The 26,514-nt window shown below is 72.1% G+C and carries 21 protein-coding genes; 11 read left to right on the top strand and 10 right to left on the bottom strand.

From position 1 onward, the window contains the following. The first annotated feature begins 101 nt into the window (after positions 1–101). From ACIQCJ_RS16210 to ACIQCJ_RS16185, 6 genes are all read left to right on the top strand, one after another. Positions 102–1,622 carry a sugar ABC transporter ATP-binding protein gene (locus tag ACIQCJ_RS16210; protein ID WP_401719703.1) on the top strand — a complete coding sequence of 507 codons (1,521 nt, stop codon included), beginning with the start codon at positions 102–104 and terminating at the stop codon, positions 1,620–1,622. Then, positions 1,619–2,674, top strand: a complete 1,056-nt coding sequence (locus tag ACIQCJ_RS16205) for an ABC transporter permease (protein ID WP_355350160.1) — start codon at positions 1,619–1,621, stop codon at positions 2,672–2,674. The genes ACIQCJ_RS16210 and ACIQCJ_RS16205 overlap by 4 nt, the downstream gene beginning before the upstream one ends. Next, entirely contained in the window at positions 2,667–3,812 is a 1,146-nt protein-coding gene (locus ACIQCJ_RS16200) for an ABC transporter permease (RefSeq protein WP_402711675.1), read from the top strand. Before ACIQCJ_RS16205 ends, ACIQCJ_RS16200 begins: the two co-directional genes overlap by 8 nt. A gap of 80 nt (positions 3,813–3,892) precedes the next feature. After that, positions 3,893–4,996: a rhamnose ABC transporter substrate-binding protein gene (gene rhaS / locus ACIQCJ_RS16195; RefSeq protein ID WP_355350166.1), complete on the top strand. Its 1,104-nt coding sequence runs from the start codon at positions 3,893–3,895 to the stop codon at positions 4,994–4,996. Positions 4,997–5,077: 81 nt separating this feature from the next. Then, a complete protein-coding gene (locus tag ACIQCJ_RS16190) occupies positions 5,078–5,398 on the top strand; it encodes an L-rhamnose mutarotase (RefSeq protein WP_402711674.1) in 321 nt (106 codons plus the stop codon). A gap of 159 nt (positions 5,399–5,557) precedes the next feature. Further along, positions 5,558–6,574 (top strand): LacI family DNA-binding transcriptional regulator, encoded by a 1,017-nt coding sequence (locus ACIQCJ_RS16185; protein ID WP_355350172.1) that lies wholly within the window; start codon positions 5,558–5,560, stop codon positions 6,572–6,574. Positions 6,575–6,598: 24 nt separating this feature from the next. Here the strand turns inward: ACIQCJ_RS16185 and ACIQCJ_RS16180 are convergent, their stop codons facing one another. Then, a complete protein-coding gene (locus ACIQCJ_RS16180; RefSeq protein ID WP_402711673.1) occupies positions 6,599–7,540 on the bottom strand; it encodes an aldo/keto reductase in 942 nt (313 codons plus the stop codon). Positions 7,541–7,912: 372 nt separating this feature from the next. Between ACIQCJ_RS16180 and rsgA the strand changes: the two genes are divergently transcribed. Then, positions 7,913–9,061: a ribosome small subunit-dependent GTPase A gene (gene rsgA / locus ACIQCJ_RS16175; RefSeq protein WP_391163570.1), complete on the top strand. Its 1,149-nt coding sequence runs from the start codon at positions 7,913–7,915 to the stop codon at positions 9,059–9,061. A 37-nt stretch (positions 9,062–9,098) separates the two neighbouring features. On the opposite strand, the gene ACIQCJ_RS16170 is transcribed toward rsgA, so the two are convergent. The 5 genes from ACIQCJ_RS16170 to ACIQCJ_RS16150 form a co-directional block, all read right to left on the bottom strand. Next, positions 9,099–9,236, bottom strand: a complete 138-nt coding sequence (locus tag ACIQCJ_RS16170; RefSeq protein ID WP_188282881.1) for a hypothetical protein — start codon at positions 9,234–9,236, stop codon at positions 9,099–9,101. 236 nt (positions 9,237–9,472) lie between these two features. Further along, positions 9,473–10,519 carry a LacI family DNA-binding transcriptional regulator gene (locus ACIQCJ_RS16165; RefSeq protein ID WP_355350182.1) on the bottom strand — a complete coding sequence of 349 codons (1,047 nt, stop codon included), beginning with the start codon at positions 10,517–10,519 and terminating at the stop codon, positions 9,473–9,475. 193 nt (positions 10,520–10,712) lie between these two features. After that, positions 10,713–11,099 carry a PPOX class F420-dependent oxidoreductase gene (locus ACIQCJ_RS16160; RefSeq protein ID WP_355350185.1) on the bottom strand — a complete coding sequence of 129 codons (387 nt, stop codon included), beginning with the start codon at positions 11,097–11,099 and terminating at the stop codon, positions 10,713–10,715. A gap of 156 nt (positions 11,100–11,255) precedes the next feature. Then, positions 11,256–11,738 (bottom strand): DUF456 domain-containing protein, encoded by a 483-nt coding sequence (locus ACIQCJ_RS16155; protein WP_188282878.1) that lies wholly within the window; start codon positions 11,736–11,738, stop codon positions 11,256–11,258. A 257-nt stretch (positions 11,739–11,995) separates the two neighbouring features. Further along, entirely contained in the window at positions 11,996–12,991 is a 996-nt protein-coding gene (locus ACIQCJ_RS16150; protein WP_355338832.1) for a helix-turn-helix domain-containing protein, read from the bottom strand. A 380-nt stretch (positions 12,992–13,371) separates the two neighbouring features. On the opposite strand from ACIQCJ_RS16150, the gene ACIQCJ_RS16145 reads away from it, so the two are divergent. Both ACIQCJ_RS16145 and ACIQCJ_RS16140 read left to right on the top strand, forming a co-directional pair. Then, on the top strand, positions 13,372–16,266 hold the full coding sequence (locus ACIQCJ_RS16145; RefSeq protein ID WP_402711672.1) for a protein phosphatase 2C domain-containing protein: 2,895 nt from the start codon (positions 13,372–13,374) through the stop codon (positions 16,264–16,266). An 86-nt stretch (positions 16,267–16,352) separates the two neighbouring features. Then, the gene (locus tag ACIQCJ_RS16140; protein ID WP_355338838.1) at positions 16,353–18,095 is read left to right on the top strand and encodes a pyruvate dehydrogenase; all 1,743 of its coding nucleotides are present in this window, start codon (positions 16,353–16,355) and stop codon (positions 18,093–18,095) included. A gap of 164 nt (positions 18,096–18,259) precedes the next feature. On the opposite strand, the gene ACIQCJ_RS16135 is transcribed toward ACIQCJ_RS16140, so the two are convergent. Then, positions 18,260–21,100 (bottom strand): fascin domain-containing protein, encoded by a 2,841-nt coding sequence (locus ACIQCJ_RS16135; RefSeq protein WP_401311744.1) that lies wholly within the window; start codon positions 21,098–21,100, stop codon positions 18,260–18,262. A gap of 384 nt (positions 21,101–21,484) precedes the next feature. On the opposite strand from ACIQCJ_RS16135, the gene ACIQCJ_RS16130 reads away from it, so the two are divergent. Continuing rightward, positions 21,485–21,940: an ATP-binding protein gene (locus ACIQCJ_RS16130; RefSeq protein ID WP_391163575.1), complete on the top strand. Its 456-nt coding sequence runs from the start codon at positions 21,485–21,487 to the stop codon at positions 21,938–21,940. A gap of 80 nt (positions 21,941–22,020) precedes the next feature. Here ACIQCJ_RS16130 and ACIQCJ_RS16125 read toward each other — a convergent pair whose 3' ends face one another. The 3 genes from ACIQCJ_RS16125 to ACIQCJ_RS16115 form a co-directional block, all read right to left on the bottom strand. Next, positions 22,021–23,088 (bottom strand): DUF2637 domain-containing protein, encoded by a 1,068-nt coding sequence (locus tag ACIQCJ_RS16125; RefSeq protein WP_355338847.1) that lies wholly within the window; start codon positions 23,086–23,088, stop codon positions 22,021–22,023. A 175-nt stretch (positions 23,089–23,263) separates the two neighbouring features. Further along, positions 23,264–24,139 (bottom strand): (2Fe-2S)-binding protein, encoded by an 876-nt coding sequence (locus ACIQCJ_RS16120; protein ID WP_402711670.1) that lies wholly within the window; start codon positions 24,137–24,139, stop codon positions 23,264–23,266. A 225-nt stretch (positions 24,140–24,364) separates the two neighbouring features. Then, entirely contained in the window at positions 24,365–25,348 is a 984-nt protein-coding gene (locus ACIQCJ_RS16115) for an acetylxylan esterase (protein WP_402711669.1), read from the bottom strand. A gap of 418 nt (positions 25,349–25,766) precedes the next feature. Here ACIQCJ_RS16115 and ACIQCJ_RS16110 point away from each other — a divergent pair, with 418 nt between their 5' ends. Beyond that, positions 25,767–26,495 (top strand): GntR family transcriptional regulator, encoded by a 729-nt coding sequence (locus tag ACIQCJ_RS16110; RefSeq protein ID WP_355338857.1) that lies wholly within the window; start codon positions 25,767–25,769, stop codon positions 26,493–26,495. Positions 26,496–26,514 lie beyond the last annotated feature (19 nt).

Raw genomic sequence — 26,514 nt, 5'->3', positions numbered from 1 at the left:
CACGGACTCTTGACGGCCTGATCAAGCGGGGCTAACGTCCCGGCAACTCCATTGAAACATTTCACCCCGCGGCGCAAGACCGGGAGATCCAGGAGACATCAATGACCGACCCCGAACCGGAACGGACTCCGGTCCTCGCGCTGGAGGGGGTGAGCAAGTCCTTCGGCGCGGTACGGGCACTGCGCGACGTCTCACTGCGGCTGTACGCGGGTGAGGCGCACGCCCTCGCGGGGGAGAACGGCGCCGGCAAATCGACCTTGATCAAGGCACTGGCCGGGGTGCACCGACCGGACACCGGAACGGTACTGCTCGACGGCGCGCCGGTGGTCTTCCACGGCCCGGCCGACGCGCGCGACGCCGGTGTGGCCGTCATCTACCAGGAGCCCACGCTCTTCCCCGACCTCTCCATCGCCGAGAACATCTTCGTCGGCCGCCAGCCGCGCCGCTCGCTCGGCCGGGTCGACCACAAGGCCGTGCACAAGGCCACCGAGCAACTCTTCAAGCGGCTCGGCGTCGACCTCGACCCCGACCAGCCCGCCCGGGGCCTGTCCATCGCCGACCAGCAGCTCGTCGAGATCGCCAAGGCGCTCTCCTTCGACGCCCGCGTGCTGATCATGGACGAGCCCACCGCCGCCCTCACCGGCAGCGAGGTCGCCCGGCTCTTCGGCGTCGTCAGGGCGCTGCGCGAGGACGGCGCCGCCATCCTGTTCATCTCGCACCGCCTGGAAGAGGTCTTCGCGCTGTGCCAGCAGGTCACCACCCTGCGGGACGGCGCCTGGATCGCCAGCGAGCCGGTCGACGGCCTCACCGAGGACGACCTGGTCCGCCGGATGGTCGGCCGTGACCTGGACGAGCTCTACCCCAAGCAGGACGCCAAGGTCGGCGATGTCGCGCTGAGCGTGCGCAGGCTGACCCGTGAAGGCGTCTTCACCGACGTGTCCTTCGACGTCAGGCGCGGCGAGATCGTCGGCCTGGCCGGACTCGTCGGCGCCGGGCGCAGCGAGGTGGCCCGCGCCGTCTTCGGCGTGGACCGCTGGGACGCGGGCGAGGTCGAGGTCGACGGCCGCCCGCTGAAGTCCGGCGCCCCCAGCCTCGCCATGGCCGCGGGCCTGGCCCTCGTACCCGAGGACCGCCGCGAACAGGGCCTGGTCATGGAGATGTCCATCGAGCGCAACATCAATCTCACCGGCTTCAAGGCCACCACCCGCGCGGGCCTGATGGACCGCGGCGCCGAGCGCAGCCGCGCCGTCGACTGGGCCATGCGCCTCCAGGTGAAGTACGCCCGGCTCGCCGATGTCGTCGGCACGCTGTCCGGCGGCAACCAGCAGAAGGTGGTGCTGGCCAAGTGGCTGGCCACCGACCCCCGGGTGCTGATCGTCGACGAGCCCACCCGCGGCATCGACGTCGGCACCAAGGCCGAGGTGCACCGGCTGCTCTCGCAGCTCGCCGCCGACGGCCTCGCCGTCCTGATGATCTCCTCCGACCTCCCGGAGATCCTCGGCATGGCCGACCGTGTCCTGGTGATGCACGAGGGCCGGCTGGCCGCCGACATCCCGCGCGCGGACGCCACCGAGGAATCCGTCATGGCAGCGGCCACCGGCCGCGGAAGGAACGCGGCATGACCATGACCGCCAAACCGGCGTCGGCCGCGCCGCCGGACACCGCCTCCACCGGCGGCCTCCTCGACCGGGTGCTGAAGGTCAGGGAACTGGCCATCCTCGTCGTCCTGGTGCTGATGCTGCTGGCCACCCAGCTCGACAACAGCGCCTTCCTGTCCCAGCAGGGCATCAAGGACCTGCTGCTCAACGCGACCATCCTGGTGCTCGTCGCGGTCGGCCAGGCCATGGTGGTGATCACCCGGAACGTCGACCTGTCGGTCGGCTCCACGCTGGGCATCACCGCCTTCGCCGCGGGCGAGTTCCTGCGCGGCGGCGGCAATCCGCTGGTCGCCATCCTGATCGCGGTCGCCCTCGGCGCCGGATTCGGCATCGTCAACGGCCTGTTGGTCAGCCTCGGCCAGGTGCCCGCGCTGGTCGTCACCCTCGGCACGCTCTACATCATCCGCGGCCTGGACTCGATCTGGTTCGGCTCCAAGCAGATCACCGCCGCCGACCTCCCGTCGGGCTTCGGCAGCTTCGGGCACGACGGCCTCGGCGCCGTCCCGTATCTCGCGCTGCTCACCGCGGTCGTGCTGATCATCGCCGCGTACTACCTGCGCAGTTACCGCAGCGGACGCGACCTGTACGCGCTCGGTTCGAGCCCGGAGGCCGCGCGGCTGGCCGGTGTGCCGGTCCGCAAGCGCATCCTCACCGCCTACATCGTCTGCGGCGCCCTCGCGGGCCTGGCGGGCGCTCTCTACCTCGCCCGCTTCGGCAATGTCGACTCCGGCACCGGCAGCGGCTACGAACTCACCGTCGTCAGCGCCGTGGTGGTCGGCGGCGTCGCCTTCACCGGCGGCTCCGGCAGCCTGTACGGCGCCGCGCTCGGCGCCCTGCTGCTGACCTCGATCAACAGCGTGCTCCCCTCGATCGGCGTCAGCTCCGTATGGGTGCAGGCCATCGACGGCGTCCTCCTGCTGCTGGCCATCGCCGTCGACCGGGTGGTCGCGCTGCGGGTCGCGGCGGTGCTCCGTAAGCGGGCCGCACAGACAAGGAGTGCGACAACTCATGCCTGAGCCAACGAAATCCACCGGTCCGGCGAAGGCCGCGAAGCCGTCCGCCGGTACGAAGCCGTCCGCCGGTACGAACCCGCCCGCCGGTACGAAGCCGTCCGCGAGCGCGAAGCCCGCCACCGCGGGCCGTACGGCGACCGGTTGGGCGCGGGACGCGTTCCGCTGGGACACCGTCGTCGGAGCCCTGCTCGTCGTCCTGCTGCTCTGCTCCTTCTCCCTGGTCGACAACTTCGGCAACGCGCTGAATCTGTCGTTCCTGATCGGCAACACCCTGCCGATCGCGCTCATCGCGCTGCCGATGACGATGCTGGTGATCTCCGGCGAGATCGACCTGTCGGTCGGCTCCACCGCGGGCCTGTCCGGCGCCGTCATGGGCAAGCTGTGGAACGACGGCATGGCCATCGAGATGATCATCCCGCTGTGCATCCTGCTCGGCGTGGTCTGCGGCCTGGTCAACGGCCTGCTGGTGACCCGGCTCGGACTGCCCTCGCTGGCCGTCACCATCGGCACCCTGGCCGCCTACCGCGGCATCGCGCAGATCGTGCTCGGCTCCAACTCGGTGACCGACTTCCCGCAGCAGTACCTGGACTTCGGTTCCGCGCGGATCGGCGGCACCTTCATCCCGCAGGCCGCCATCCCGTGGGCCGTCCTGCTGGTCATCGCGGTCGTCGTCCTGCACGCCACCCCGGTCGGCCGCTCGCTGTTCGCGGTCGGCGCCTCGCAGGAGGCCGCGCGCTTCGCGGGCATCCGCACCAAGCGGCTGAAGCTGTCGATGTTCGTCGCCACCGGCACGATCTCCGCGCTCACCGGCGTCTTCTGGGCCCTGCACTACGCCAGCGCCCGCTACGACAACGCCACCGGCCTCGAACTGTCCGTCATCGCCGGTGTGCTGCTCGGCGGCATCGACTTCGACGGCGGCAAGGGCACGTTGGGCGGTGCGATCGCCGGAGTGTTCCTGCTCGGCGCGCTCCAGAACGTGATGAGTCTGATCAACGTCTCCGCGCAGTCCCAGATCCTGATCACCGGAGTCCTGCTGGTGATCTCGGTACTGGCACCGCGGGTGGCCCGGCAGGTGGGCAGGGCGCGAGCCCGGCGCAGAACCGCCGACGCGCCACCACCGGCCGCACTGGCCGCCACCTGACCCCCCGCACCACGCACGTCGTCCGAACACCCTCACCTGGTCGTCACCTGCCGCGAGTGCGGCATCGAAAGGACACCCGCATGTCGTACAGAACCGCCCCCGCCCGTCGCGCCGCGGCCGCGGTCGCCGTTGTCGCCGTCGTCGCGCTCAGCGCCACTGCCTGTGGCGGCACCACCAAGAAGTCCAGCTCGGACTCGGAATCGGCCTCCGCCGGATCCGGTACGAAGGCGTCGGCCTCCGCCGACCCGAACGCGCCCGTCAAGAAGGGCCTGACCATCGCCTACCTGCCCAAGCAGGTGAACAACCCGTACTTCACCATCTCCGACAACGGCGGCAAGAAGGCCGTCGAGGCGCTCGGCGAGAAGTACAAGGAGGTCGGCACCAGCAGCGGCACCGACACCGCGGGCCAGGTCAGCTACGTCAACACCCTGACGCAGCAGCAGGTCAGCGCCATCGCGGTGTCCGCGCAGGACCCGGGCGCGCTGTGCACCGCGCTGAACCAGGCGCGCAAGAACGGCGTCAAGGTCGTCACGTACGACTCGGACACCAACACCAACTGCCGTGACGCGTTCGTCTCGCAGGCCAGCGCGGAGGACCTGGGCCGTACCGAGGTCCAGTTGATGGCCAAGCAGATCAACAACAAGGGCCAGATCGCGATCCTGTCGGCGGCCCAGACGGCCACCAACCAGAACACCTGGATCGACTTCATGAAGGACGAGCTGAAGAAGCCGGAGTACAAGGACATCCAGCTCGTCAAGGTCGCCTACGGCAACGACGACGCGCAGGCGTCGTTCCAGCAGACCCAGGGCCTGCTCCAGCAGTACCCGAACCTGAAGGGGATCATCTCCCCGACCACGGTCGGCATCAAGGCCGCGGCGCAGTACCTGAGCGGTTCCAAGTACAAGGGGAAGGTCCAGCTCACCGGCCTGGGCACGCCCAACGACATGCGCGCGTACGTCAACAACGGCACCGTGCAGTCCTTTGAGCTGTGGGACCCGGCCAAGCTCGGCGCGCTCGCGGGCTACACCGCCGTCGCGCTGGCCTCCGGCCAGATCACCGGTGCCGAGGGCGAGACCTTCACCGCGGGCGACATGGGCACCTTCACCGTCGGCAAGGACAGCGTCATCGTCCTCGGCAAGCCGACCGTCTTCGACAAGGCGAACATCGGCCAGTTCAACTTCTGAGCCGACGGCACCATCCAGTAAGGCAGTTGGACCGCCGGCCCTGTGGGTCCGGGCCGGCGGTGTGCGGAAGGAAATCCTCAAGTGCGGCGCGTCTGCTTTGTGTTGAAGGTCCGTCAGGAACGGCTGGACGAGTACCGTGCCAGGCACGCGGACGTCGGGCCGCGCATGCGCGAGGCGCTGTCCGCCGCCGGCTGGCACAACTACTCGCTGTTCCTGCGCGAGGACGGCCTGCTCGTCGGCTATCTGGAGACCGAGGACTTCGAGCGGGCGCGCGCCGCCATGGACGGTACGGAGGTGAACGCCCGCTGGCAGGCGGAAATGGCGGGCTTCTTCGAGGAGTTGGACGGCGCCGCGCCCGACGCGGCGATGGTCCCGCTCACCGAGGTGTTCCACCTTCCGTGAACATGAGAGGTTGGAACGATTCAGTTCGTGCCGGATCAACCAGCACGCACTGTGCTTGAATAAGTTCAATGCGTTGATTCCGGGTGAACGTCGAGCACGTCGCGCCGACGCCGGATGAGCGTTACGAGGAGCCCTGCCTGCGGCGGGCGGGACGGAGCAGTGGAGCCCATGGTTGGGATCAAGGACGTGGCACGGCAGGCGGGTGTCTCGGTCGGGACCGTCTCCAATGTGATCAACCGCCCGGACCTGGTGTCCGAGGAGACCAGGACCCGGGTGCAGTCGGTCATCAGCCGCCTCGGCTACATACGGAGTGAGTCCGCCCGCCAACTGCGGGCCGGGGCAAGCCGTATCGTCGCGCTGCTCGTCCTCGACATGGGCAACCCCTTCTTCGTCGACGTGGCCAGTGGCGCCGAGCGCGCCGCCCGCGCCGCCGGACTCGGCGTCATGGTCTGCAACAGCGCGCAGAGCACCAGCGAGGAGGTCGAGTACCTGTCGCTCTTCGCCGAGCAGCGGGTGCGCGGCGTGCTGGTCACCCCCGCCGACGCGACCGGACACAGCCTCAAGACGCTGCGCAGCCAGGGCATTCCGTACGTCCTGGTCGACCGGGTCTCGGCGGACGTCGCCGTCTGCTCGGTCTCGGTGGACGACGTCGTCGGCGGACGCCTCGCCGCCCAGCACCTGATCGCCGCGGGACACCGCTCGATCGTCTACGTCGGCGGCCCGCCCGAACTCCCGCAGGTCCGCGACCGCCGCGCCGGGGCGCTCGCCGCGCTGGCCGAGGCCGGACTGCCGCCCGAGTCGCTGACCGAGGTGTCCGCCGAGCGGCTGGACGTCTCTGCGGGCCGCGACGCCGGAGCCCGGCTGCTCGGCCTGGCGCCCCGGCCCACCGCCGTCTTCTGCGCCAACGACCTGCTGGCCCTCGGGGTCCTCCAGGCGGTCTTCGCCGCCAGGATCGCGGTCCCCGAGGAGATGGCCATCGTCGGTTACGACGACATCGAATTCGCCGCTGCCGCGGCCGTACCGCTGACCTCGGTCCGGCAGCCCGCCGTCGCGATGGGGCGGCTCGCCGCCGAGATGCTGCTGGAGGAGACGGCGGACCCCGAGGGCCACGAGCACCGCCAGGTCGTCCTCCAGCCGGAGCTGGTCGTGCGCGGCTCCAGCCTCGGGGCGCGCTGAGGGAGTCCGGCCGCGCGCCCCGCGTTACGTGAGCGGGGCGTCGTTCGGCCGGGTCGGGACGGCGTCCAGCGCGGCGAGGGTCGCGGCGTCGAGCGTGAGCGCGCCCGCGGCCACGTTCGCTTCGAGGTGGGCGGTGTTCGACGTGCCCGGGATGAGGTGGACGTTCGGCGCGTGGTGCAGCAGCCAGGCCAGGCCGACCTGGGAGGGCGTGGCGCCCAGCGCCCGCGCCGCGGCGATCACCGCCGGTTCGTCGGTCACCTTCGGCAGGCCGGGGAAGGCGCTGCCGAGCGGGAAGTACGGCACCCACGCGATGTCCTGCGCGGTGCAGAGGGCCAGCATGTCCTCGTCGTCGCGCGCCACGAGGCTGTACGCGTTCTGCACGCACGCGATGCCCGCCGGGATCGCCCGGCGCAGATTGTCCAGGCTCACGCTGCTCAGCCCGATCGCGCCGATCTTGCCCTCGTCGCGCAGCGCCACCATCGTCGCGAGCTGGTCGTCGAGCTCGACCACCTGGTCGCCCTCGGCCCGCAGGCCCGGCCCGACATCGGTGCGGCGCAGATTCACCAGCGGGATCCGGTCGAGGCCGAGGCTCGCGAGATTGTCCTCCACGGCCGCCCGCAACTCCTCGGGCTTCTGCGCGAGTCGCAGGTGCACCGGGCCGCCGGAATCCGGTGCGGCTCCCACCTTGCTGGCGACCAGCACCTCGTCCTCGGACCTGACCGCCTCGCGGATCACCCCGTTGACGAAGCCGTCGCCGTAGAACTGCGCCGTATCGACGTGGTCCACCCCGAGTTCGACCGCCCGCCGCAGTACGGCGACCGCGGCGGCCCGCCCGGCCCGCTCCGTCAGTTGCATCGCCCCGTACCCGACGCGCGCCACCGTCCGCCCGGCCAGCGCCCCCGCCCCTCCGGCCCGCCGCGCCCCGCCGGCCGTCGTCCCGTCCGAGGTCATCCCGCTGGAAGCCATGAGCATCCCGTTCCCGTGCGACACCAGAACAAGCGGAGGTCACTCCGCTTCTCCGACCGTACCACTACCGGAGATCCCTCCGCTTTGCTCCGGCACTCTCTGCCCGCCCGCGGCGGCGGGCGTTAATTCGGTGGCGGAGGCGGTGGGGGAGGGGCTACGGTCCCTGGTGTTGGAGCGGAAGCCGCAGAAATGGCTCGCCGCTGTCGGCTCGTGAGTACGGCCAGGAGGTGTGACTCGATGACTGCCTTGGTGATGGGCGCTGCCCAGATGCGGAAGTTCATTCAGTTCACCTCTGTGGTCTCCGGCTGACCTCTCTTCTTCTGCCGCGCCGATCGGACGCGCGGTGCCGGGGCCCTGTTGGAAGGGTTTCCCTTGTCTTTCTCGTCTTCTTCCTTCTCGTCGTCGTCCTCCTCTTGGTCCTCACTCGTCCCGTACGGCTGGGACTCGCTGCTGGACGACGCCTTCTCGGCGTACGCGGCGGACGGACTGGTGCCCGCGCGGATCGTGCGGGTCGACCGGGGGATGTGCGACGTCGTCGTCCCCGACGGCGCGGACGGTCTGCTGACGGTCCGCGCCGACACCGATCCGGTGCACTCGCCGGATCCGATGCTCGTGGCGTGCACCGGGGACTGGGCGGCGTTCGACCCGGACCCGGCGCAGCCGAAGGGCCCGTCGGTACGGGCGCTGCTGCCGCGCAGGACCGCGATCGTACGGTCGGCGTCGTCCAAGCGCTCCGAGGGCCAGGTGCTCGCGGCCAATATCGACCACGCGGTGATCGCGGTGTCGCTGGCGGCCGACCTCGATCTGGGGCGCCTCGAACGCTTCCTCTCCCTGGCCTGGGAGAGCGGCGCGCAACCGGTGGTCGCGCTGACCAAGGCGGACCTCGTGCCGGACACCACCTATCTGCTGGAGGACGCCGAATCGGCGGCGCCCGGAGTGCCGGTCCTGGTGGTGAGCGCCACGACCGGCGAGGGGATCGAGGCGCTGTCGGAGCTGCTGGCGGGCGGCACCTCGGTGCTGCTCGGCCAGTCGGGCGCGGGCAAGTCCACGCTCACCAACGCCCTGTTGGGGCGCGAAGCGCAGGAGGTGCAGGCCACCAGGGACTCCGACGGCAAGGGCCGGCACACCACGACCACGCGTGACCTGCTGCCGATGCCGCAGGGCGGGGTGCTGATCGACACGCCGGGGCTGCGCGGGGTCGGCCTGTGGGACGCGGAGTCCGGGCTCCACCAGGTGTTCTCCGAGATCGAGCAACTGGCCCGCGACTGCCGCTTCCAGGACTGCTCGCACCAGTCGGAGCCGGGCTGCGCCGTCCTGGCCGCGCTGGAGGACGGCACCTTGCAGCACCGCCGTCTGGAGAGCTACCGCAAGCTGCTGCGCGAGAACGCGTGGATCGCCTCACGCACCGACCAGCGGCTGCGCTCCGAGATGCGGCGCGAGTGGAAGCAACGGACCGCGGCGGGCCGGGAGATGTACGAGCGCAAGCGCGGCGGGGGCGGCGGCCACCGCCGCCGGTCCTGAACCCGGTCCCGTACGGCCGACCGTACGGGCGCGGACCCTATCCGGCGCCGCCGCCAGGACCCTGCTGGTGGCGGCGCCGCACCGCGATCGGGCTGCCCGCACTCCAGAACGAGCCGACGACACAGGCGACCACGAGCACGACGATCACGACGCCGAGAATCACGCTGTATGCCATGTCGGACCTCCTCGCCTCCGGCACGGCCTTCACCGTGCCCTCACCTTCGCTACCTGTTCGTGACCTTCCCTTCGCCCGACGTTCCCAACCCACAGGTGGGGGACCGGTGTTCGCGCGTGGGTTCGATCCGATGAAGTGACGGTATGTCAGGCGGAGTCGGGCGGTGCCGAGTGCCCTCGGACGGGCGCGGTGCGGCGCTCAGGGGGAAGCGTGGTGCTCGGGCCGAGATTCGGCGCTCAGGCGGAGGCGCGGACCACGAGGTGCGTCGGCGTGACGATGGAGGACAGGGCGGGAACGCTCTGCGGGCCCGTCGGCGGCGCCACCGCGCGCAGGAGGAGGCGGGCCATGAGGCGGCCCATTTCCTCGATGTCCTGGCGGACGGTGGTCAGGGGCGGGTCGGTCCATTCGGCGACGGAGACCATGTCGTCGAAGCCGACGACGGCGATGTCGTCGGGGACGCGGTGTCCTGAGGTGCGCAGGACGCGCAGGGCGCCGGAGGCCATGACGTCGGAGGCGGCGAAGACGGCGTCCAGGTCGGGGCAGCGCTGGAGGAGTTCGGCCATGGCGCGGGCGCCGCCTTCCGGGGTGAAGTCGCCCTCGGCGATCATCCGCGGGTCGGTCTCCGGCAGCACGTCACGGAACCCGTCCAGCCGGTCCACCGACGCCGTCTGGTCAAGTGGCCCCGCGATGTGGGCGATCCGGCGGCGGCCGATCCTCAGCAGGTGACGGACCGCGTCCCGCGCGCCGCCCCGGTTGTCGCAGTCCACGTACAACGTGCCGTGGTCGCTGTCGAAGTCGGTCCAGCCGGGCCGCCCGCCGATCACCGTGGGCACTCCGGCCCTGCGGGCCAGCACGGGCAGCGAGTCGTCGGTGTGCAGCGAGAAGATCAGCGCGCCGTCGACGTGTCCGCCCGCCAGATAGCGGCCCACCCGCTCGTAATCCGCGGCTCCTTCGGTCAGCAGCAGCACCAACTGGTTGTCCCGCGCGGTGAGTTCCTTGCTGATCCCGCGCACCTGCTGCGCGAAGAACGGGTCGGTGAAGAACCGCGTCTCCGGCTCGGCGACCACCACCGCGATGGCGTCATTGCGCCGCGTCACCAACGTACGCGCCGCCTGATTCGGCACATATCCCAGCTCGTCCACGGCCTTGCGCACCCGCTCCACCAGCGGCGCCCGTACCCCTTCGCTGCCGTTGACCACGCGCGAGGCGGTGGCACGCGACACCCCGGCCCGCGCGGCGACGGCCTCCAGCGTAGGACGCGGCGCGAAGCTCGGGTCGGACAAGGGACGTCTCCTTCACGCGGAAATAACAGAAAACCGGGGGCCGGTACGCGCACAGCGTAACGGGTCCCCCGGCGCGGCGTGAGAGCGCTCTCCGTGTCGGTTCGGCAGGTGAGACGGGTGTGCCTTGTGTGCGCCTTGTGCGGGCCGGCCGACGGTGGTGCGAGCGACGCCCGGCGAGGTCCGGCGCGCGGGGTCAGTCCTCCAGGCCCCAGCCGATGATCGAGTACGGGTGGATCCGGATCAACTCGTCGCTCATCTGCGCGCCGAGGTCGTGCGGGCCCACGACCTGCTCGGCGGTGCCGCGGATCTCGACCCCGCGCACCGTCCACGGGTCGGTGCCCGCGATGTCGTCCACGACCAGCGACACGTAGTGGTTCGCCGCCACATTGCGCCACTTCTTCGTGGCGCCCATCGTGTAGCCGCCGATGTCGACCGTGCCGTCCGGGCGCAGGAAGTAGCCGACCGGATTGGCCTGCGGACGGCCCTGCGCGTCCACGGTCGCCAGCCGCCCGAGGCGCTGCGTGCGCAGATAGCGCAGCTCGGCCTCGGTCAGCGCTGTCCTGGGTGTCTTGATCGCCATGCCCTCACCCTCACACGGGCGAGCGCACCGGGCCATTGGACCTTTGACCTATCCAGGACCTAGGCCGAGTGGGGACGCGCGGTCGTACGGTCATACGTATGTCCGTACGACCGCACACCCCGTACGTCTCCCCCTGAGCGCGGGGCCGGGTGCCGGTCAGCCCGCGATCACCGCGCCCAGCCACGCGCCCGCCACGACGAGGCACGCCAGGAGTTCGACCAGGACGGAGCCGCCCACCGCGCGCATCGCGGTGCGGGTCGCGGTCCAGGCGGCGCGGTGGCCGCCGAGGCGTACGCGCTCGGTCGCGTAGATCGTGCCGACGAAGCCGAGGACCGCGCCCAGCACCGGGATCAGGAAGAAACCGGCGATGGCGAAGGAGCCCGCGACCAGCACGGTGTGCCAGGTGATGCCCGAATCGCGGATCCGGCGCGCCGGGAGCAGCCACACCACCACCTGGACGACGGCCAGCAGACCGGTCGCCCCGGCCAGTACGCCCCAGGTCAGGCTCGTGTGCTCCTGCGTCGCCCACCACATGACGGCGGCCCAGCAGAGCAGCGTCCCCGGCACGCCGGGGGCCAGCACACCGACGAGTCCGAGCAGCATCACCGCGCCGATCAGGCACACCTGTGCGGTCCCCATGAGCCCACCCTGCCCGATGACGCGCCCGTCCGCCGGGCGGATCACCCTCGGGGCGCAAGGCGAGACCTGTCCGAGACCCGTAGGACCACTCGCGTACGCCGCTCGTACGCCGTCCGTACGCCGTGGGGACGTCGTCGGTCCGCCAGCCCGTCAACCGTCCGGTGGCGCGCTCACCCTTCCGGTGGGACCGTCGGCCCGGTCGCCGGTCGCCGGTCGCCGGTCGCCGGTCACCGCGTCCGCCGTGTACGGCCCCGCGCTCATACGTCCGTGTCGCCGCGTGCCACCCAGCCGCGTTCGTAGGCGTGCCAGCCGAGCTGGAGGCGGGTGGTGACCTCGGCGATCTCCATCAGCCGTTTGACCCGGCGCTGCACGGTGCGCAGCCCGAGGTCGAGCTGCTTGGCCGCCGAGGCGTCCGTCAGACCGGCCAGCAGCAGCGAGAGGATGCGCAGGTCGGTGCTGTCCGGCGCTTCGGGGGACTCCTCGGCCACGGTGCCCGTCCCGTCCAGGCTCAGCGGCATCCCCTGCCGCCACACTCCCTCGAACAGCCCCATCAGCGACTCCAGCAGCCCGCTGGCGTGCACGACCAGCGCGGCGGGCTGGGCGAGGCGGCGGGTCAGCGGCACCATCGCCAACGACCGGTCGGCCACCACCAGTTTGGTCGGCACCCGGTCCACCACCCGCACCTGTTCGTTCCTGCCGAGCGCGGCGGACACCTCCGTGAAACCGCTCGGGCTCGTCACGACGGAACGTTCCAGCACCACGCGGTACGTGACGCCGCGTCGGGACGCCTCCTGCTCGGCGTCGTTCTCCGTCCCGGTGATGGCCACCGGGCGGTCGGTGACCAGGGCGCAGACCTCGCTCTCCGCGCCGAACTGGAGTTGCAGGAAGCGCTGCGCCACCGCGTTGGCTCCGGTGACCACCTCGACCAGGTCGTGCACGGCCGGTTCCGTCGCCTCCGCGCGGAACTCGGCGGCCAGGACGGCGGCGGCCAGCTCCGCCTGCTCCAACTCGTGCCGCTGCCGGGTCAGCAGCGCCGACAGCGCCACGGCCGGTGGCGCGGCGACCCAGCGGCCGGGCCGCGCCGACGACTGCGCGACCAGCCCGTGCCCCTCCAGCCTGCGCAGGATGCGGCCCGCGTCCTCCTCGTTCAGCCCGAGGCGGTGCGACAGGTCGCCGACCTCGGCCGCGCCCAGGCCGACCAGCGCCCGGTAGGCCGATTCCTGCACTTCGTCCAGACCGATGGCGCCGAGCACGGAGCCCCCTCCCTGCGGTGATGGTGACGGTGGCGGAAATGAGCCACGGCGGTTTCCCGCCTTGGTCATCTTGTACTCCCGCAGGTCCGCTCTGCCAGTGTGATCGACACCGAGCTTTGCGGAGAGCTTGACGGAGAGCTTCACGGGGAGCTTTCCGGTGGCTTCGCGGGAGGCGGGACGGAGGGCGCCGGGGACGGCGTCCGTGGCAGCCCCCGCAAGAAGTCTCCGGACGCGTCCGAAGGTCTCGGTGCGGTCCCCGGAGGATCTTTCCCGAGGTCCCGGCCGGGGACGGCGACTCCGCCGGGCGGCCCTGCTGTGGGGGCGGGGCCGGCCCGGCGGTTCCACGTTTCCCGGCGGCCCGCGCGGTGGACAATAAGGGCATGAGCCAGCAGGGGGACTCCCACAGCAGCCAAGAGGACGACTGGTGGCGTCAGTTGTACGACGACGACGCGGCCACGCCGTCCGCCACGCCGGATTCCGTCGACGCGCACTTCGATACGGCGCTGGACGCGGTGGCGCCTCCGCCGCCGACGCCGGCCGCCGACACGTTGCGACTGCGTCGGCCCACTCCGCCGCCTCCGCCCCCTTCCTGGCCGGGGCCGCCGCGCACACCGGGTGCGCCTCCGGCGCCGGTCCCGACCACGGTGCCGGTCTCGGCTCCGGAGCCCGCTTCGGTGTCGATTCCGGCTCAGCAGGACGCGTCGCCCGAGGTACCGGCCGACGCGGTGCCGGTCGACGTGATGCCGGTCGACGTGGTGCCGGCCGACGAGGTGCCGGCCGACGTGGTGCCAGCCGAGCGGCCGGCCGAGCCGCCGGTCGAGTCCTCGGCCGAACCACCCGCCAAGCCGTCGATCGCCGCGCCGGACGCGCCGCCGGTCGATGACGCTCCCGCGTGGGACGCCTGGTCGGCCGAGCCGACCTTCGGCACGGCGCCGCCGCCACCGGAAGAGGCTCCGGAGGCCGCCGCGCCCGAGCCCACTCCGCCGCCCCGGCCGGAGCAACGCCCTTGGGACGCATGGTCGTCCGCTCCCACCTTCGCCGAACGCCCCGAGCCGTCGGCCCCCGCCCCGGAGCCCCGCGAGGCGCCGCGCCCCGCGTCCGACTCCTGGTGGACCCGCTCACCTTCGGCCGCCCCCGAGCCGGCACCGGCGCCGGAGCCCGTCGCCGAAGAGCCGGAGGCCCCGGAGGGCGATACGCCCGGAGCCTCGTGGGACGCATGGTCGGCCACCCCGACCTTCGCCGTCGAGGACCCCCCGCCCGCTTCCCCGGACGAGCCTGCCCTCTGGCCCCGCACCGCCTGGCAGGCCCCGACCCCCGAGACGGCCGAACCGGCACCGGCCGAGCCGGACGATTCCGGACCGCCGTCGCCGACCGACTCGGCGCTCGACCAACTCCTGGCAGCCCGCCGCCCCGCGCCCGAGCCGCCCCCCTCCGACAACTCCTGGGCCACCCCCGAGCCGGACCGCCCCGAGGCCGAGCCCCACCGCCCGCTTACCGCCCCGACCGGCGCGGCGGACCCCAACTACCCCTGGCCGCCCGCCCCGACCACGCCGAGCGCACCCCCGAGCCCGCAGACCGCCCCGCCCGGACCGGCCCCCGATCGTTCCCCTTCGGCGGCCCAACCACCCGCCCCTGCGACACCGGACGAGCCCGCCCAGCCCATTCCCCCGCAGCAGTCCGCCCCGCCCGAGCCCCGCCGCCCGTGGGTTCCCCCGACCGAGGCGGAGCCCGCCCCGCCGGGTCCCTCCCTGCAAGCGGCTGACGCCGAGCCTGTCCCGGCCGACCGGGAGGCCCCCACCGCCTCCCCGGAGCCCGGCTCTCCCTGGGCTGTCCCGCCCGGGGCGGAGGTCGATCGCTCCTGGGCGGCCCAGCCGCCCGCCGTACCGGAGCCCGATCAGCCCATTCCCCCGCAGCCGTCCGCCCCGGCCGAGCCCCGCCGTCCCTGGGTGGGTCCGACTGCCGTGGGTGTGCCGACCGCAGCGCAGAACAATCAGCCGGGTCCTTCTCCGGAGGCACCGGCCCAGCCGGGTCCTTCTCCGGAGACACCTGCGGCCGAGGCCGAACCGGTCGAGCCGGAGCCCGATCCGTCACGCCCTTCGCAGGCGGCTGACGCCGAGTCTGTCCCGGCGGCGCCGGGCGAGTCCGACGTACCGGGGCCCGATCAGCCCATTCCCCCGCAGCCGTCCGCTTCGGTCGAGCCCCGCCGTCCGTGGGCGGGGCCCGCGGTCGTCGGCGTGCCGGTCGGCGGGCGGAAGGGGCAGGCGGGGGAGCGGGACGGTGCCGAGGCCGGGACCGGGGCGACCGAGGGCGCAGGGAAGGCGGCCGGGTCGGCGGCGGGGTGGGGGCGGGAGACGGCGTTCGTGGAAGGGGAGGTGCGGTGGGCGCCGGAGCTGCCGCCCGGGTGGGTGGCGGCGGTGGGGGCGCGGGACGAGGTCGCGGAGCCGGAGGTGGTGGGCGGGGGGCCGCCGACGTACGCGGCGGAGCCGACCGCGTGGCCGGAGGCGGAACCGGACGACCTGGGCGCCCTGGTGGCGGACACGGTGCTGGACGGCGCGCGGTACGGCCGCATGACGGTCCGGACGGTGTCGCTGCGCGGCGACTCGGCGCGGTACCGGGGCCAGCCCCGCAGGGACGCCCTGCTCACGGCCCGCTTCGGCAGCGGCGACGAGGCGCTGCTGCTGGTCGCGATGGCCAGCGGCGCCCGCGCGGCGGACGACGCGCACAAGGCGGCGCAGGACGCGGTGCGGTGGATCGCGGGCGCGGTCGGCCGGAGCAGGAACCGGCTCTCTGACGACCTGCGCGCGGCCCGCAGAGGCTCGCTCAAGTCGGGCCTGCACCGGCTGACCGACCGTTGCTACGGACGCCTGCGGGCCCGCGGCGAGGACCTGGGCCTGGACGAGGGCACGTACACCGCCTCGCTGCGCTGTCTGCTGCTGCCCGCGGACCCGGAGTGCCGGACCCGGCTGTTCTTCGGCGTCGGCGACGGCGGACTGTTCCGGATCAGGGACGACACCTGGCAGGACCTGGACCTGGCGCCGGACGAGACGGCGGCGCCGTTCCGCTTCCGGGCCACCGTCGCGCAGCCCGGCGACGCGCTGGTGATGTGCAGCGGCGGCCTCGCGGAACCGCTGCGCGGCGAGCCCGCGCTGGCCGTCCACCTGGCAGGCCGCTGGGGCGCGGGACCGCCCGGCATGGCCGCGTATCTGGCCGACGCCCAGACCCGCGTCAAGGGCTACGCCGACGACCGGACGGCGGTGACCGTCTGGGACGCGTGACCGGGCGCGCCCCGGCGCTCCCGGATGCGGGGCCACCCACTTCCCGGTGAGATGAGAGGAGTCACCGACGAGGACAGGTGGGCCCGATGGCGAAGCAGACCGTGGCCGAGCAGTTCATCGACGTGCTGGTGCGCGCGGGCGTACAGCGCGTGTACGGGGTGGTGGGCGACAGTCTCAACCCCGTCGTGGACGCCGTACGCCGCAACCGTTCCATCGAATGGGTGCACGTACGCCACGAGGAGGTCGCGGCCTTCGCGGCGGGCGCGGAGGCCCAGCTCACCGGCAAGCTCGCGGCCTGCGCGGGTTCCTGCGGCCCCGGCAATCTGCACCTGATCAACGGCCTGTACGACGCGCACCGCTCGATGGCCCCGGTGCTGGCGCTGGCCTCGCACATCCCCAGCAGCGAGATCGGCACCGGCTACTTCCAGGAGACCCACCCCGACCAGCTCTTCCGCGAGTGCAGCCACTACAGCGAGCTGATCTCCAACCCGGCGCAGATGCCGCGGGTCCTCCAGACCGCCATCCAGCACGCGGTGGGCCGCGGCGGCGTCAGCGTCATCAGCCTGCCGGGCGACATCGCCGCCCAGACCGCGCCGCAGCGCAGCATCGAGCACGCCCTGGTCACCCGCCGCCCCACCGTCCGCCCCGGCGACGCGGAACTCGACGTCTTCGCCCGGCTCGTCAACGGCGCCAACAAGGTCGCCCTGTTCTGCGGCAGCGGCACCGCGGGCTCGCACGACGAGGTGATGGCCTTCGCCGAACGCGTCAAGGCCCCGGTCGGCCACGCCCTGCGCGGCAAGGAGTGGATCCAGTACGACAATCCGTACGACGTCGGCATGAGCGGTCTGCTCGGCTACGGCGCCGCGTACGAGGCGATGCACGAGTGCGACCTGCTGATCCTGCTCGGCACCGACTTCCCGTACAACGCCTTCCTGCCGGACGACGTGACGATCGTGCAGGTCGACGTGCGGCCCGAGCACCTCGGGCGCCGCTCGAAGCTGGACCTGGCGGTGTGGGGCGACGTCGGCGAGACGCTGCGCTGCCTGACGCCGAAGGTGCGGGAGAAGTCCGACCGCAAATTCCTCAACCGGATGCTGAAGAAGCACAGCGACGCGCTGGAAGGCGTCGTGAAGGCGTACACCCGCAAGGTCGACAAGCACGTGCCGATCCACCCGGAGTACGTGGCGTCCGTGCTCGACGAAGAGGCCGCGGACGACGCGGTGTTCACCGTCGACACCGGCATGTGCAATGTGTGGGCGGCGCGCTATCTGACGCCCAACGGCAAGCGCCGCGTCATCGGCTCCTTCACGCACGGCTCGATGGCGAACGCGCTGCCGCAGGCGATCGGCGCGCAGTTCCTCGACCGCCGCAGGCAGGTGGTGTCGATGTCGGGCGACGGCGGCTTCACCATGCTGATGGGCGACTTCCTGACGCTCGTCCAGTACGAACTCCCCGTCAAGGTCGTGCTGTTCAACAACTCCTCGCTCGGCATGGTCGAGCTGGAGATGATGGTCGAGGGCCTGCCCGCGTACGGCACCACCAACCACAACCCGGACTTCGCGGCCATCGCCAACGCCGCCGGCGCCTACGGCGTCCGGGTCGAGAAGCCCAAGGACCTGCGGGACGCGCTGCGCGGCGCCTTCCGGCACAAGGGGCCCGCCCTGGTCGACGTCGTGACCGACCCGCACGCCCTGTCCATCCCGCCGAAGATCACCGGCGAGCAGATCGGCGGCTTCGCGCTGTCGGTGGGCAAGGTCGTACTGGACGGCGGCGTCGGCAAGATGGTGCAGCTCGCGCGCTCCAACCTGCGCAACGTGCCGCGCCCGTAGCCCCGTTCGGCTCCGTTGTGACCCAGGACCGCGCCCTCCGGCACACCCCGACCGGCACGTTCCACCGGCTCGACCCCCCGTCCCGGTCCAGCGGTGCCCGGACAATCAGCCGTCGCTGTACGGGTACCGCGGGACGGAACAGGGGGCCGACGGAGGAAAAGCCGTCAACTCTGGATCAGATCGAACTCCTCCCACTGCCCGATGGCCGCCCGATTCGCGATCAGCGCCGCCGCGCCCCCGTTCTCGGCCGTCACGTACTGGTTGTTGACCCGCGCCCGCAGGCTGACGCTCCCGTCGCCGTTGCGCACGAGCTGGAACTGCTCCCAGGTGCCGACCGCGTCGACCTTGGCGAGCAGCGGGGCGGCGCCCGCGTTGTCGGCCGTCACGTACTTGTTGTTGGCGTGCGCGCGCAGCGCGATCCAACCGCCGCCCTGGTCGATCTCGTCGAACTGCTCCCAGGGTCCGATGGCCGTACGGTTGGCGATCAGCGGCGCCGCGCCCGCGTTGTCCGCCGTCACGTACTGGCCGTTGGCGTGCGCGCGCAGCGAGACCACCGTGCCGCCGCCGGGCGCGGTGCCGCCGCCGTCCAGACCGATCTGCACATTGCCCAGGTGCTTGGCGGCGGTGGCGGGGGAGCCGGAGACCTGCGCGTAGGGCAGCGCCGTGGTCGGCGCGGCCACCGGTTCGACGAGGTACGACTGCCCCGAGGCGACCGGCACATTGAAGGTGCCCGCGGTGGTCGGCGCGACCACGACGGCGTTGCTCGAACCGTTCACCACCTGCACCGACTGACCGGGCCAGGGGTTGCGCACGCGCATGGTCTGCGACGACCCGGCCTGGATGGCGACCGTGACCGGGGTGCCGTTCTGGACCTGCACGTCCACCTTGGTGTTGCCCTGCACCGAGACCGTGCCCGCCGCGTCCCAGCCGGCCGGCCAGGCCGGGGCGATCCGCAGCAGCCCGTCGTAGTCCTGCACCAGCGCCTCGTTCAGCGCGGTCGCGACACCGGACGCCTGCTCGATGTACGCCTCCGTGCCGACGGTGTTGCCGAGGTCGGCCAGCCCGTTGATGTACACCTGGTGGCTCTGGGTGATCGACGTCAGCCTCGCCGCGACCTCACTGGCCAGCCCGAGCCTGGCCGCGTCGATCGCGTCCATGCTCCAGTCGTTGCCCCCGGTCACCGCCCGGTGGTTGTACGAGCGCACCGCCAGGTCCCGCAGCGACCCCGGGTCGTCGGTGACCAGGTTGTACGGCCACACCGGCTCCAGGTCGATGTTCTCGCTGTTCCTGATCTGCGCGGTCGGCTGGTACGAGTACGCGATGATGTCGTTGTTCGACGCGTCCGCCGACGGCGGCAGCACCTGCGTACGGCCGTAGTCGGTACGCGCCCACGCCGGTATCTGGCCCTGCGCGGTGGTCAGTTGCGAGATCAGCGCGGTGTCCCCGGTGTTGAGGAGCTGCGCCGCCTTGATCACCACGGGGAAGAGCGCGGCGTCCGCGGCCAGGTCGGTCGTCGGGTCCTGCACCGCCCACTGCGTCTCGTGCGCGTTGGCGACCGCGTGCAGCTTCCCGTCCGAGCCGACCTTCTGGTAGTTGAGCAGGAAGGTCGCCGACGACTTCAGCAACGGGTAGTACGTGCGCAGGAAGTTGATGTCGCCGGTGGCCAGGTACTGCTGCCAGATGAACAGGCTGATCTCGGCACCCGAGGTGATGTTCAGGGCGTTCCAGTTGGGGCTGCCCGGCTGGCTGCACGCCGCGTTGGCGCCGTTGCCGGGGTCGCCGCCGTTGCCGTTGAACCGCATGACCTCGGGGACGCAGGCGCCCGGTGTGCCGCCCATCTGCTGCTTGGTCCACGCCTCGATGGCGGCCAGGTTGTTCTGGTAGAGGTTGAAGATCGGGATGTTCAGCGCGAAGTTGCCGCTGCTGGTGTTCGCGGAGATCTGGGTGCGCAGATTCCACAGCCAGGTCGCCGACGGCGTCCAGTTCTGGTGGTCCTGGCCGAAGTTGAACATGTCGGCGACGCCCGCCTGGCTGCCCGGCACGGTGCCGCGCATCGAGGCGGCCTCCATGTACAGGTACAAGGTGCGCAGCGTCTCCATGTACTGCGCGGTGCCGTCGGCCGAATTCGCCTCAAGGACACCGGAGTTGGCCCAGAAGCCGGACCACCAGGACTGCTGGGAGGACAGCAGCGAGGACTCGGCGGCGGTCGCGTCGGAGCCGAGCAGATTCGCGGCGGTGGTCGCCGCGTTGCCGCCGGTCCAGGCCGGGGCGCCGAGGATCACCCGGTAGGAGCCGTCGGCGTTGGGGGTGAACGCGACCTTCACCTGGGTGGAGTTGACCACCGAGGCGGTGACATTGCGACCGCCCGCGGAGAGCGCGGCCAGCGAGCCGAAGGTACGGCCCGAGGAGCCCGCCTCCTGGTTGTCCACCCAGGTCTCGGCCAGCGTGCCGACGGTGCCCGAGACGGCGGCCTGCGGACCGCGGCCCGACCACAGGCTCAGCGTCGCGGTCTGCTGGGCGCCCGGATCGGCGCCGGTGACGTCCACGATCAGTTCGTCCTTGGTCGCCGACACCCAGGACTTGAGGGTCATGCCGCCGCCGGACTCGGTGAGCACACCGGTGTAGACGTCCAGCGAGCCCTTGAAGTCGCTCGCGTTCGTCAGCGCGGACAGGCCCGGAATCTGCACCTGGCCGGGGGACTTGCGGCCCGGCAGGGTGTCGGCGCGGTTGAGCTGCGCGGTGAAGCCGCCCGCGGCCCAGGCGGCGGCGCCCAGCGAGCCGTTGCCCAGCGGCAGCGACTGCGCGGCGGCGGTGTTCGGCGAGCCGAGCACGATGTTCGAACGGCGGATCACATTGGGGGTGTCGACATGGAAGCCGCCGTTCTGCCAGGCCGTGGTCGCGGTCGCCGCCGCGGCCGGCGGGGCGGCGGCGGGGACGAGCAGGCCCGCGGTGAGCAGGCCCGCCGCCAGAAGTGCGGTGGTGACGAGCGCGGGTGGTCGGATCATTCGCCGACGTCCGAGTTTTCCTTGCGGTGAGTACACGGGCCCCTCCCGAGGCAACGGGACGACAACACAGGCGCAACACCCAAGAGACACATGGGATGAGTGCGCCACAGAGTGGAGGCCGTGACCGCGTAGTGTCAAGGATTTTCACAACGCCGACTCGGCTATACATCGGACCTCTTCAGGGAGTGGAGGTCAGAGTGCCTGCCCGGGTCGAGAATCCGCGACGGCGGCGGCGCGATCCGCAGACCTCCGATGTGACGTCGGCTGCGCGCATCCGGGACACATCAGGGGATCACGCGCGCAGGACTGGAACCTGTGGGGCTGGGAATGCCTATCGGCAAGAAAGTTCGACCGGGGAATCGCGGCGGCGACCGGAGCGGGGCCATGGAAGAGCCCGAAGCAGGGGAACTGGGGGATCAGACGGACATCACGGGGCAGATACTGCGGCATACGGTGCGGCACGCCGACCTCCCGGCCGTGGCCGAGGTGCGTCGCCTGCTGCGCGAGCATCTGCGGGACTGGGGAGTGCCCGTGCTCTGCGACACGGCGGAGCTGCTCGCCACCGAGCTGGTCACCAACGCACTCCAGCACACCACCGACGGGGCGGTGCTCACCGCCACACTCGTCCCCGGGCGGACGGCCGGGGAGCGGCTGCGCGTCGAGGTCTACGACGACCTCGCCCGGCACCCGAGGCTCCCGGCCCAGGCGACCGCCCCCGAGGACCACGGCACTTCGGGCCGCGGGCTGCTCCTCGTGCAGTCCCTGGCCGACGCCTGGGGCGCGCACTCACGCGGCAAGGGCAAAGTCGTCTGGTTCGAGCTCGACGCCCGCCGCGTGTGACAGCGCCCACGGGGCGGGGACCCGGGTATCTCTCCCGTGCCCCACCACCCGTGGGCGGCAGTCGACAACCGGCTTTCGGCTCAGCCGAATTGGCGTTCCATTTCCTCCAGCTTGCGCTCCAGGGAGTCCAGCCGGGGGAGGGTCATCGTGTCGTCCTCCGCCGTCAGGTCGATGGTGAAGGGGGCCGCGGCGTCCTCGCGTACCGGCTGGAGCGCCGGACGGGCGCGGACGGGGAGTTCGGCCGCGTGGGCCTCTATGGCAGGCTCCGATGCGGCCTGGCCGCTGCCGCCCGCGGCACTGGCCGCCGGAGGCAGTTCGACCTGACGGCCGCCCCGGCCGCCACCGCGCGGCCAGTTCCTGTGCTGCCGGTTGAGCGCCTTGACGCGCGCCCGCTCCAGCCGGTCGTGGTCGCGGCGGCGCATCACGTTCTGCTCGCGCTCCCGCTTGTCCTCCCGGACCTCCTCGACCGCCTCGTCCAGCGTGCGTACGCCTTCGAGGAGCATCAGGGACCAGGCCGCGTACGTCTCACGCGGTGCCCGCATCCACCGCACCATGCGGATCTGCGGCAGCGGACGCGGTACGAGCCCCTGCTCGCGCAGCGCCGCCCGGCGGGTCTGCTTCAGCGCGCGGTCGAAGAGGACCGCGGCCGAGAGCGACATCCCGGCGAAGAACTGCGGAGCACCGGCGTGGTCGATACCGCGCGGCGCGTGCACCCAGTTGAACCAGGCGGCGGCCCCGGCGAACAGCCACACCAGCATGCGCGAGCCGAGAGCAGCGTCACCGTGGCTGGCCTCCCGCACGGCCAGTACGGAGCAGAACATCGCCGCGCCGTCCAGGCCGAACGGGACCAGGTACTCCCAGCCGCCGGTCAGGTTGAGGTTCTCCCGGCCGAAGCCGACCAGGCCGTGGAAGGAGAGGGCCGCGGCGACGGCGGCGCAGCAGAAGAGCAGCACGTACGAGGCGCTGCCGTATATCGCCTCCTTGCGGCGACGGCGCTCCTCACTGCGCTCCCACGAATCCACCTGGGCGCCGTCGGCGCTGCTCGAACTCGCCTTGCGGTTGCGGAAGACGAGCACGCAGGCCACGAGGACGACCAGGCCGATGGCCCCCGAGAGCGCCCAGTCCAGCGATATGTCCGTAAGTCTCATGTGCGATTCCTAGTGTCGCTTCCGTCGCGCTCGGGCCGCGGGACGGCTTACGAGCGACATCTTTGCGAAGAGCGCGGATGACTGGAGAGGTTATGGCCCAAGAGCACGCCTTCGGATGGATTGCTCGAACTTCCGTGCCACAACAACTCAGTTGAGCGAGATCGTAGCGTGATCGTCAGGCTGCCGAGACCAGCCGCCTGATCCGGTCCGCGTCGCAGGTCCGCGGGCAGGTGGTGCAGGCATCGGCCGGACTGATCGTATAGAACCGGCAGCAGGTGAGCCGGTCCCGGGTCCGGCTCACGGGCGGTGACGGTACGTCAGTACCGGTCGGGACCGTCAGTTCGCGGAATGCGGCGCCTCCCGCATACGGCGTAGTGCCAGCGGGCAGCAGCGCGGCCAGCTCCGCCGCGGCCCGCTCCTCCTCGCCCAGCAACTGCCCCACGCGCCAGAGCCCTTCGGTGATCTCGTCGGTCGCCATGCCCCACAGCGCACGCGGTCCGCGCCGCAGCCGCGGCCCGAATCCCTCCAGCAGCGGCGCGAGATGCTCGGCCAGCGCGGCCCGCAGTTCGTCGCGCAGTGCCGCCTCGTCGGGCACGACGCGGGCGTGGGGAAGCGCCGCGGCCGGGTCGTCCGGCAGGCAGGCGAAGGAGCGCGGCCGTACGGTCATCCGGCCCGCGGCGCGGTGGAAGGACACGTCGGTGACCGCCAGCCGCGGCACCCGGCGGCTGAGGAACCACGGCACGGTGAAGAGCAGGCACGCGGGCCACGCGTAGCGGTGCAGCGCCAGCGCCGCCGCCACGTCGGGTCGCGGGCGGCGGCCGTGGTCGGCCGTGACCTGGGCGGCGACGGTGTCCGTGAGGGCGTCCGCCGCCGCGCCGCCGTCCGCCAGTTCGCGCGCCCCGACCCAGCCGGGGCCGTGCGGCAGCGGCTGGGTCACGTCGGTCACCTCGGTCACGACGAGGCCGGGGAAGACCTCGGCGAGCCGGTCGTACGCCATGGTCAGTGGCGAGCCGGTCGGTGCGGCGGGCGGCAGGATTCTGGACACGGGCATGCGGCTCACCATCGGGTGTTTCGAGCGACACGAGATCGTTACGAGGTAAGGCTTACCTTACTCATGGAGAAGGGTTCCTGAGCAAGCCGGAGTGTTTGCCACTACGGCATTCGGGGGAAAGGCGTGCCCGCACGCCCCCCTCCGGCTGCCCCGCGCCCCCACCAGCCCGCCCTGGCCGCTGCCCGCCCCGGCCGCCGCCCGTGCCGGGCGTGTCGCGTCGGTCCGCTACCGCTGCGCCTCCAGGTCGCGGAGCCAGCGGAGCTGGGTGGCGCGGTGTTCGGCGGAGCCGCCCTCGTGGCCGTTCCAGGGGTAGACGCTGATGTCCTTCGTGCTGCCCGACCAGTGGTTGTACGAGGCGAAGACCGTCGACGGCGGGCAGACCTGGTCCATGAGGGCCACCGAGTACAGCGCGGGAGCCGTCGCGCGGGCGGCGAAGTTGAGGCCGTCGAAGTACGAGAGGGTCGTGAACACGTCGTCGTCCGTGCCGCGTTGGGTCGCCAGGAACAGCACGATCTCCTGGTACGGGTCCCGGTCGGTGAGGGTCAGCGCGCGCCGGAAGTGCGACAGGAAGGGCACGTCGATCAGCGCCGCGGCGACCCCCGGGTGCAGTCCGGCGGCGGCGGTCGCGATGCCGCCGCCCTGGCTGCCGCCGGCCACGTACACCCGCCCGGCGTCGACGGCGGGATGGGCCGCCGCCACGTCCACCGCGCGGACGGCGTCGGTGAAGACCCGGCGGTAGTAGTACGCCTCGGGGTCCAGGATGCCGCGGGTCATGAAGCCGGGGGCCTGCGGGTTGCCGCCGCCGTGCGGGTCCGGCGTCGAGCCCGCGCTGTTGCGGCCCACCGCGCCCTGGCCGCGGGTGTCCACCACCAGCGTGGCCCGGCCGGTGGCGGCCCACACCAGATGGTCGTGCGGCAGGCCGCGCCCGCCGCCGTACCCGATGTACTGCACCACGCACGGCACCGGGCCCTCCGCGCCGCGCGGCACGACCAGCCAGGCGGATATCGGGTGGCCGCCCCAGCCGGAGAAGGTCGTGTCGAAGACGTCGACGGCCGTCAACGCGGCGTCGACGGGCAGGAATTCGGCGTCGGGAGCCGACCGCGCCGCCTCGTCGAGCGTGCGCTTCCAGAAGGCGTCGAAGTCGTCGGGCTCGTGGCGCTCCGGCCGGTACGAGCGCAGTTCTTCGAGGGGCAGATCGAACAGGGCCATGCGGACTCCATGGGCGAGAGCGAACCGAGAGTAAACAAGGTCGCACAAGAATAAACGAGACCGCACGTCCGGTCGGCTCCGCCAGCCCGGTCCGTTCTCTCGGACTGGTCCAATGCCGGTGGGGGATAAGGCCGTTGGACCAGTCCACTCATGGTTCCGGAAGCTGACGTCGGACCTGTCCGACGTCACTGCGTCGCACGGAATCCGGTGCGGGGAATTCCCGTCGGCGGGCGGTGACCGGCGCGCGTACAGCGCTCCGCGCGATACCCCGTGGGGGTAATGCGCGGGCGGCCGGGGACACCACCGGCGCGGGTTACGCTTACCGCACTGCGCCACCCGAGTGGCGTCACCAGGCACTGGTCACCGGTCACGGCCAGGACGGCCGGTCACGCTCACGGAGTACGGAGAGGGACGCCGCGTGGAACGAGCCGCACCCGGGGGGGCCGAGCAGGTACGCGGCGACCACCCGCACGCCGGGCAGCCGGAGCTGCCCGCGCCGCGGCGCATGCCCGAGCGGCTGTCCGTACGCGACCAGGTGCTCGGAGCGCTGCGGCACGCGCTGGTCAGCGGTGAGCTGCCGCCCGGCACCGTGCACTCCGCGCCCGCCCTCGCCGGCCGCTACGGCGTCTCCGCCACGCCCATCCGCGAGGCCATGCAACTGCTGGCCCGCGAGGGCGCCGTCGAGGTGCTGCCCAACCGCGGCTTCCGGATCACCGAGCGCAGCGCCCGCGACCTGGCGGAGCTGGCCGAGATCCGCGCCCTGCTCGAGGTGCCCGTCGTCCTCGGCCTCGCCCGCAGCGTCACCGCCGACCAGTGGGAGGCGCTGCGCCCGCTGGCCGAGGCGACCGTGACCGCCGCCGCCCTCGGCGACCGGGCCGCCTACGCCGAGTCCGACCGCGCCTTCCACCGCGCGATGCTGGGCCTGTCGGGCAACCTCCAGCTCGTCTCCGTCGCCGACGAGCTGCACCGCCGCGCCCAGTGGCCGCTGGCCGTCCCGCGCCCGCCGCACGCCGCCCGCCCGGCCCCGGCGGAACTGCTCGCCGACGCCACCGAGCACGCCGTACTGCTCGACGCCCTCGTCGCGGGGGACACCGACACCGTCGAGGCGCTGGTCAGGGAGCACTTCTCGGGCGCCGCCCGCGGCTGAGCCGGTCGAGACGGCCGAA

This window comes from Streptomyces sp. NPDC093221, from assembly GCF_044753885.1.
Lineage (GTDB): Bacteria > Actinomycetota > Actinomycetes > Streptomycetales > Streptomycetaceae > Actinacidiphila.
This window is presented reverse-complemented; position numbering and strand designations above follow the sequence as displayed.

What these genes read in the sequence shown, in the direction of transcription:
- ACIQCJ_RS16210 (WP_401719703.1), top strand. Translation starts at nt 102, where the DNA reads ATGACCGACCCCGAACCGGAACGGACTCCGGTCCTCGCGCTGGAGGGG.
- ACIQCJ_RS16205 (WP_355350160.1), top strand. Translation starts at nt 1,619, where the DNA reads ATGACCATGACCGCCAAACCGGCGTCGGCCGCGCCGCCGGACACCGCC.
- ACIQCJ_RS16200 (WP_402711675.1), top strand. Translation starts at nt 2,667, where the DNA reads ATGCCTGAGCCAACGAAATCCACCGGTCCGGCGAAGGCCGCGAAGCCG.
- rhaS (WP_355350166.1), top strand. Translation starts at nt 3,893, where the DNA reads ATGTCGTACAGAACCGCCCCCGCCCGTCGCGCCGCGGCCGCGGTCGCC.
- ACIQCJ_RS16180 (WP_402711673.1), bottom strand. Translation starts at nt 7,540, where the DNA reads ATGGCTTCCAGCGGGATGACCTCGGACGGGACGACGGCCGGCGGGGCG.
- ACIQCJ_RS16170 (WP_188282881.1), bottom strand. Translation starts at nt 9,236, where the DNA reads ATGGCATACAGCGTGATTCTCGGCGTCGTGATCGTCGTGCTCGTGGTC.
- ACIQCJ_RS16160 (WP_355350185.1), bottom strand. Translation starts at nt 11,099, where the DNA reads ATGGCGATCAAGACACCCAGGACAGCGCTGACCGAGGCCGAGCTGCGC.
- ACIQCJ_RS16155 (WP_188282878.1), bottom strand. Translation starts at nt 11,738, where the DNA reads ATGGGGACCGCACAGGTGTGCCTGATCGGCGCGGTGATGCTGCTCGGA.
- ACIQCJ_RS16145 (WP_402711672.1), top strand. Translation starts at nt 13,372, where the DNA reads ATGAGCCAGCAGGGGGACTCCCACAGCAGCCAAGAGGACGACTGGTGG.
- ACIQCJ_RS16140 (WP_355338838.1), top strand. Translation starts at nt 16,353, where the DNA reads ATGGCGAAGCAGACCGTGGCCGAGCAGTTCATCGACGTGCTGGTGCGC.
- ACIQCJ_RS16135 (WP_401311744.1), bottom strand. Translation starts at nt 21,100, where the DNA reads ATGATCCGACCACCCGCGCTCGTCACCACCGCACTTCTGGCGGCGGGC.
- ACIQCJ_RS16130 (WP_391163575.1), top strand. Translation starts at nt 21,485, where the DNA reads ATGGAAGAGCCCGAAGCAGGGGAACTGGGGGATCAGACGGACATCACG.
- ACIQCJ_RS16125 (WP_355338847.1), bottom strand. Translation starts at nt 23,088, where the DNA reads ATGAGACTTACGGACATATCGCTGGACTGGGCGCTCTCGGGGGCCATC.
- ACIQCJ_RS16120 (WP_402711670.1), bottom strand. Translation starts at nt 24,139, where the DNA reads ATGCCCGTGTCCAGAATCCTGCCGCCCGCCGCACCGACCGGCTCGCCA.
- ACIQCJ_RS16115 (WP_402711669.1), bottom strand. Translation starts at nt 25,348, where the DNA reads ATGGCCCTGTTCGATCTGCCCCTCGAAGAACTGCGCTCGTACCGGCCG.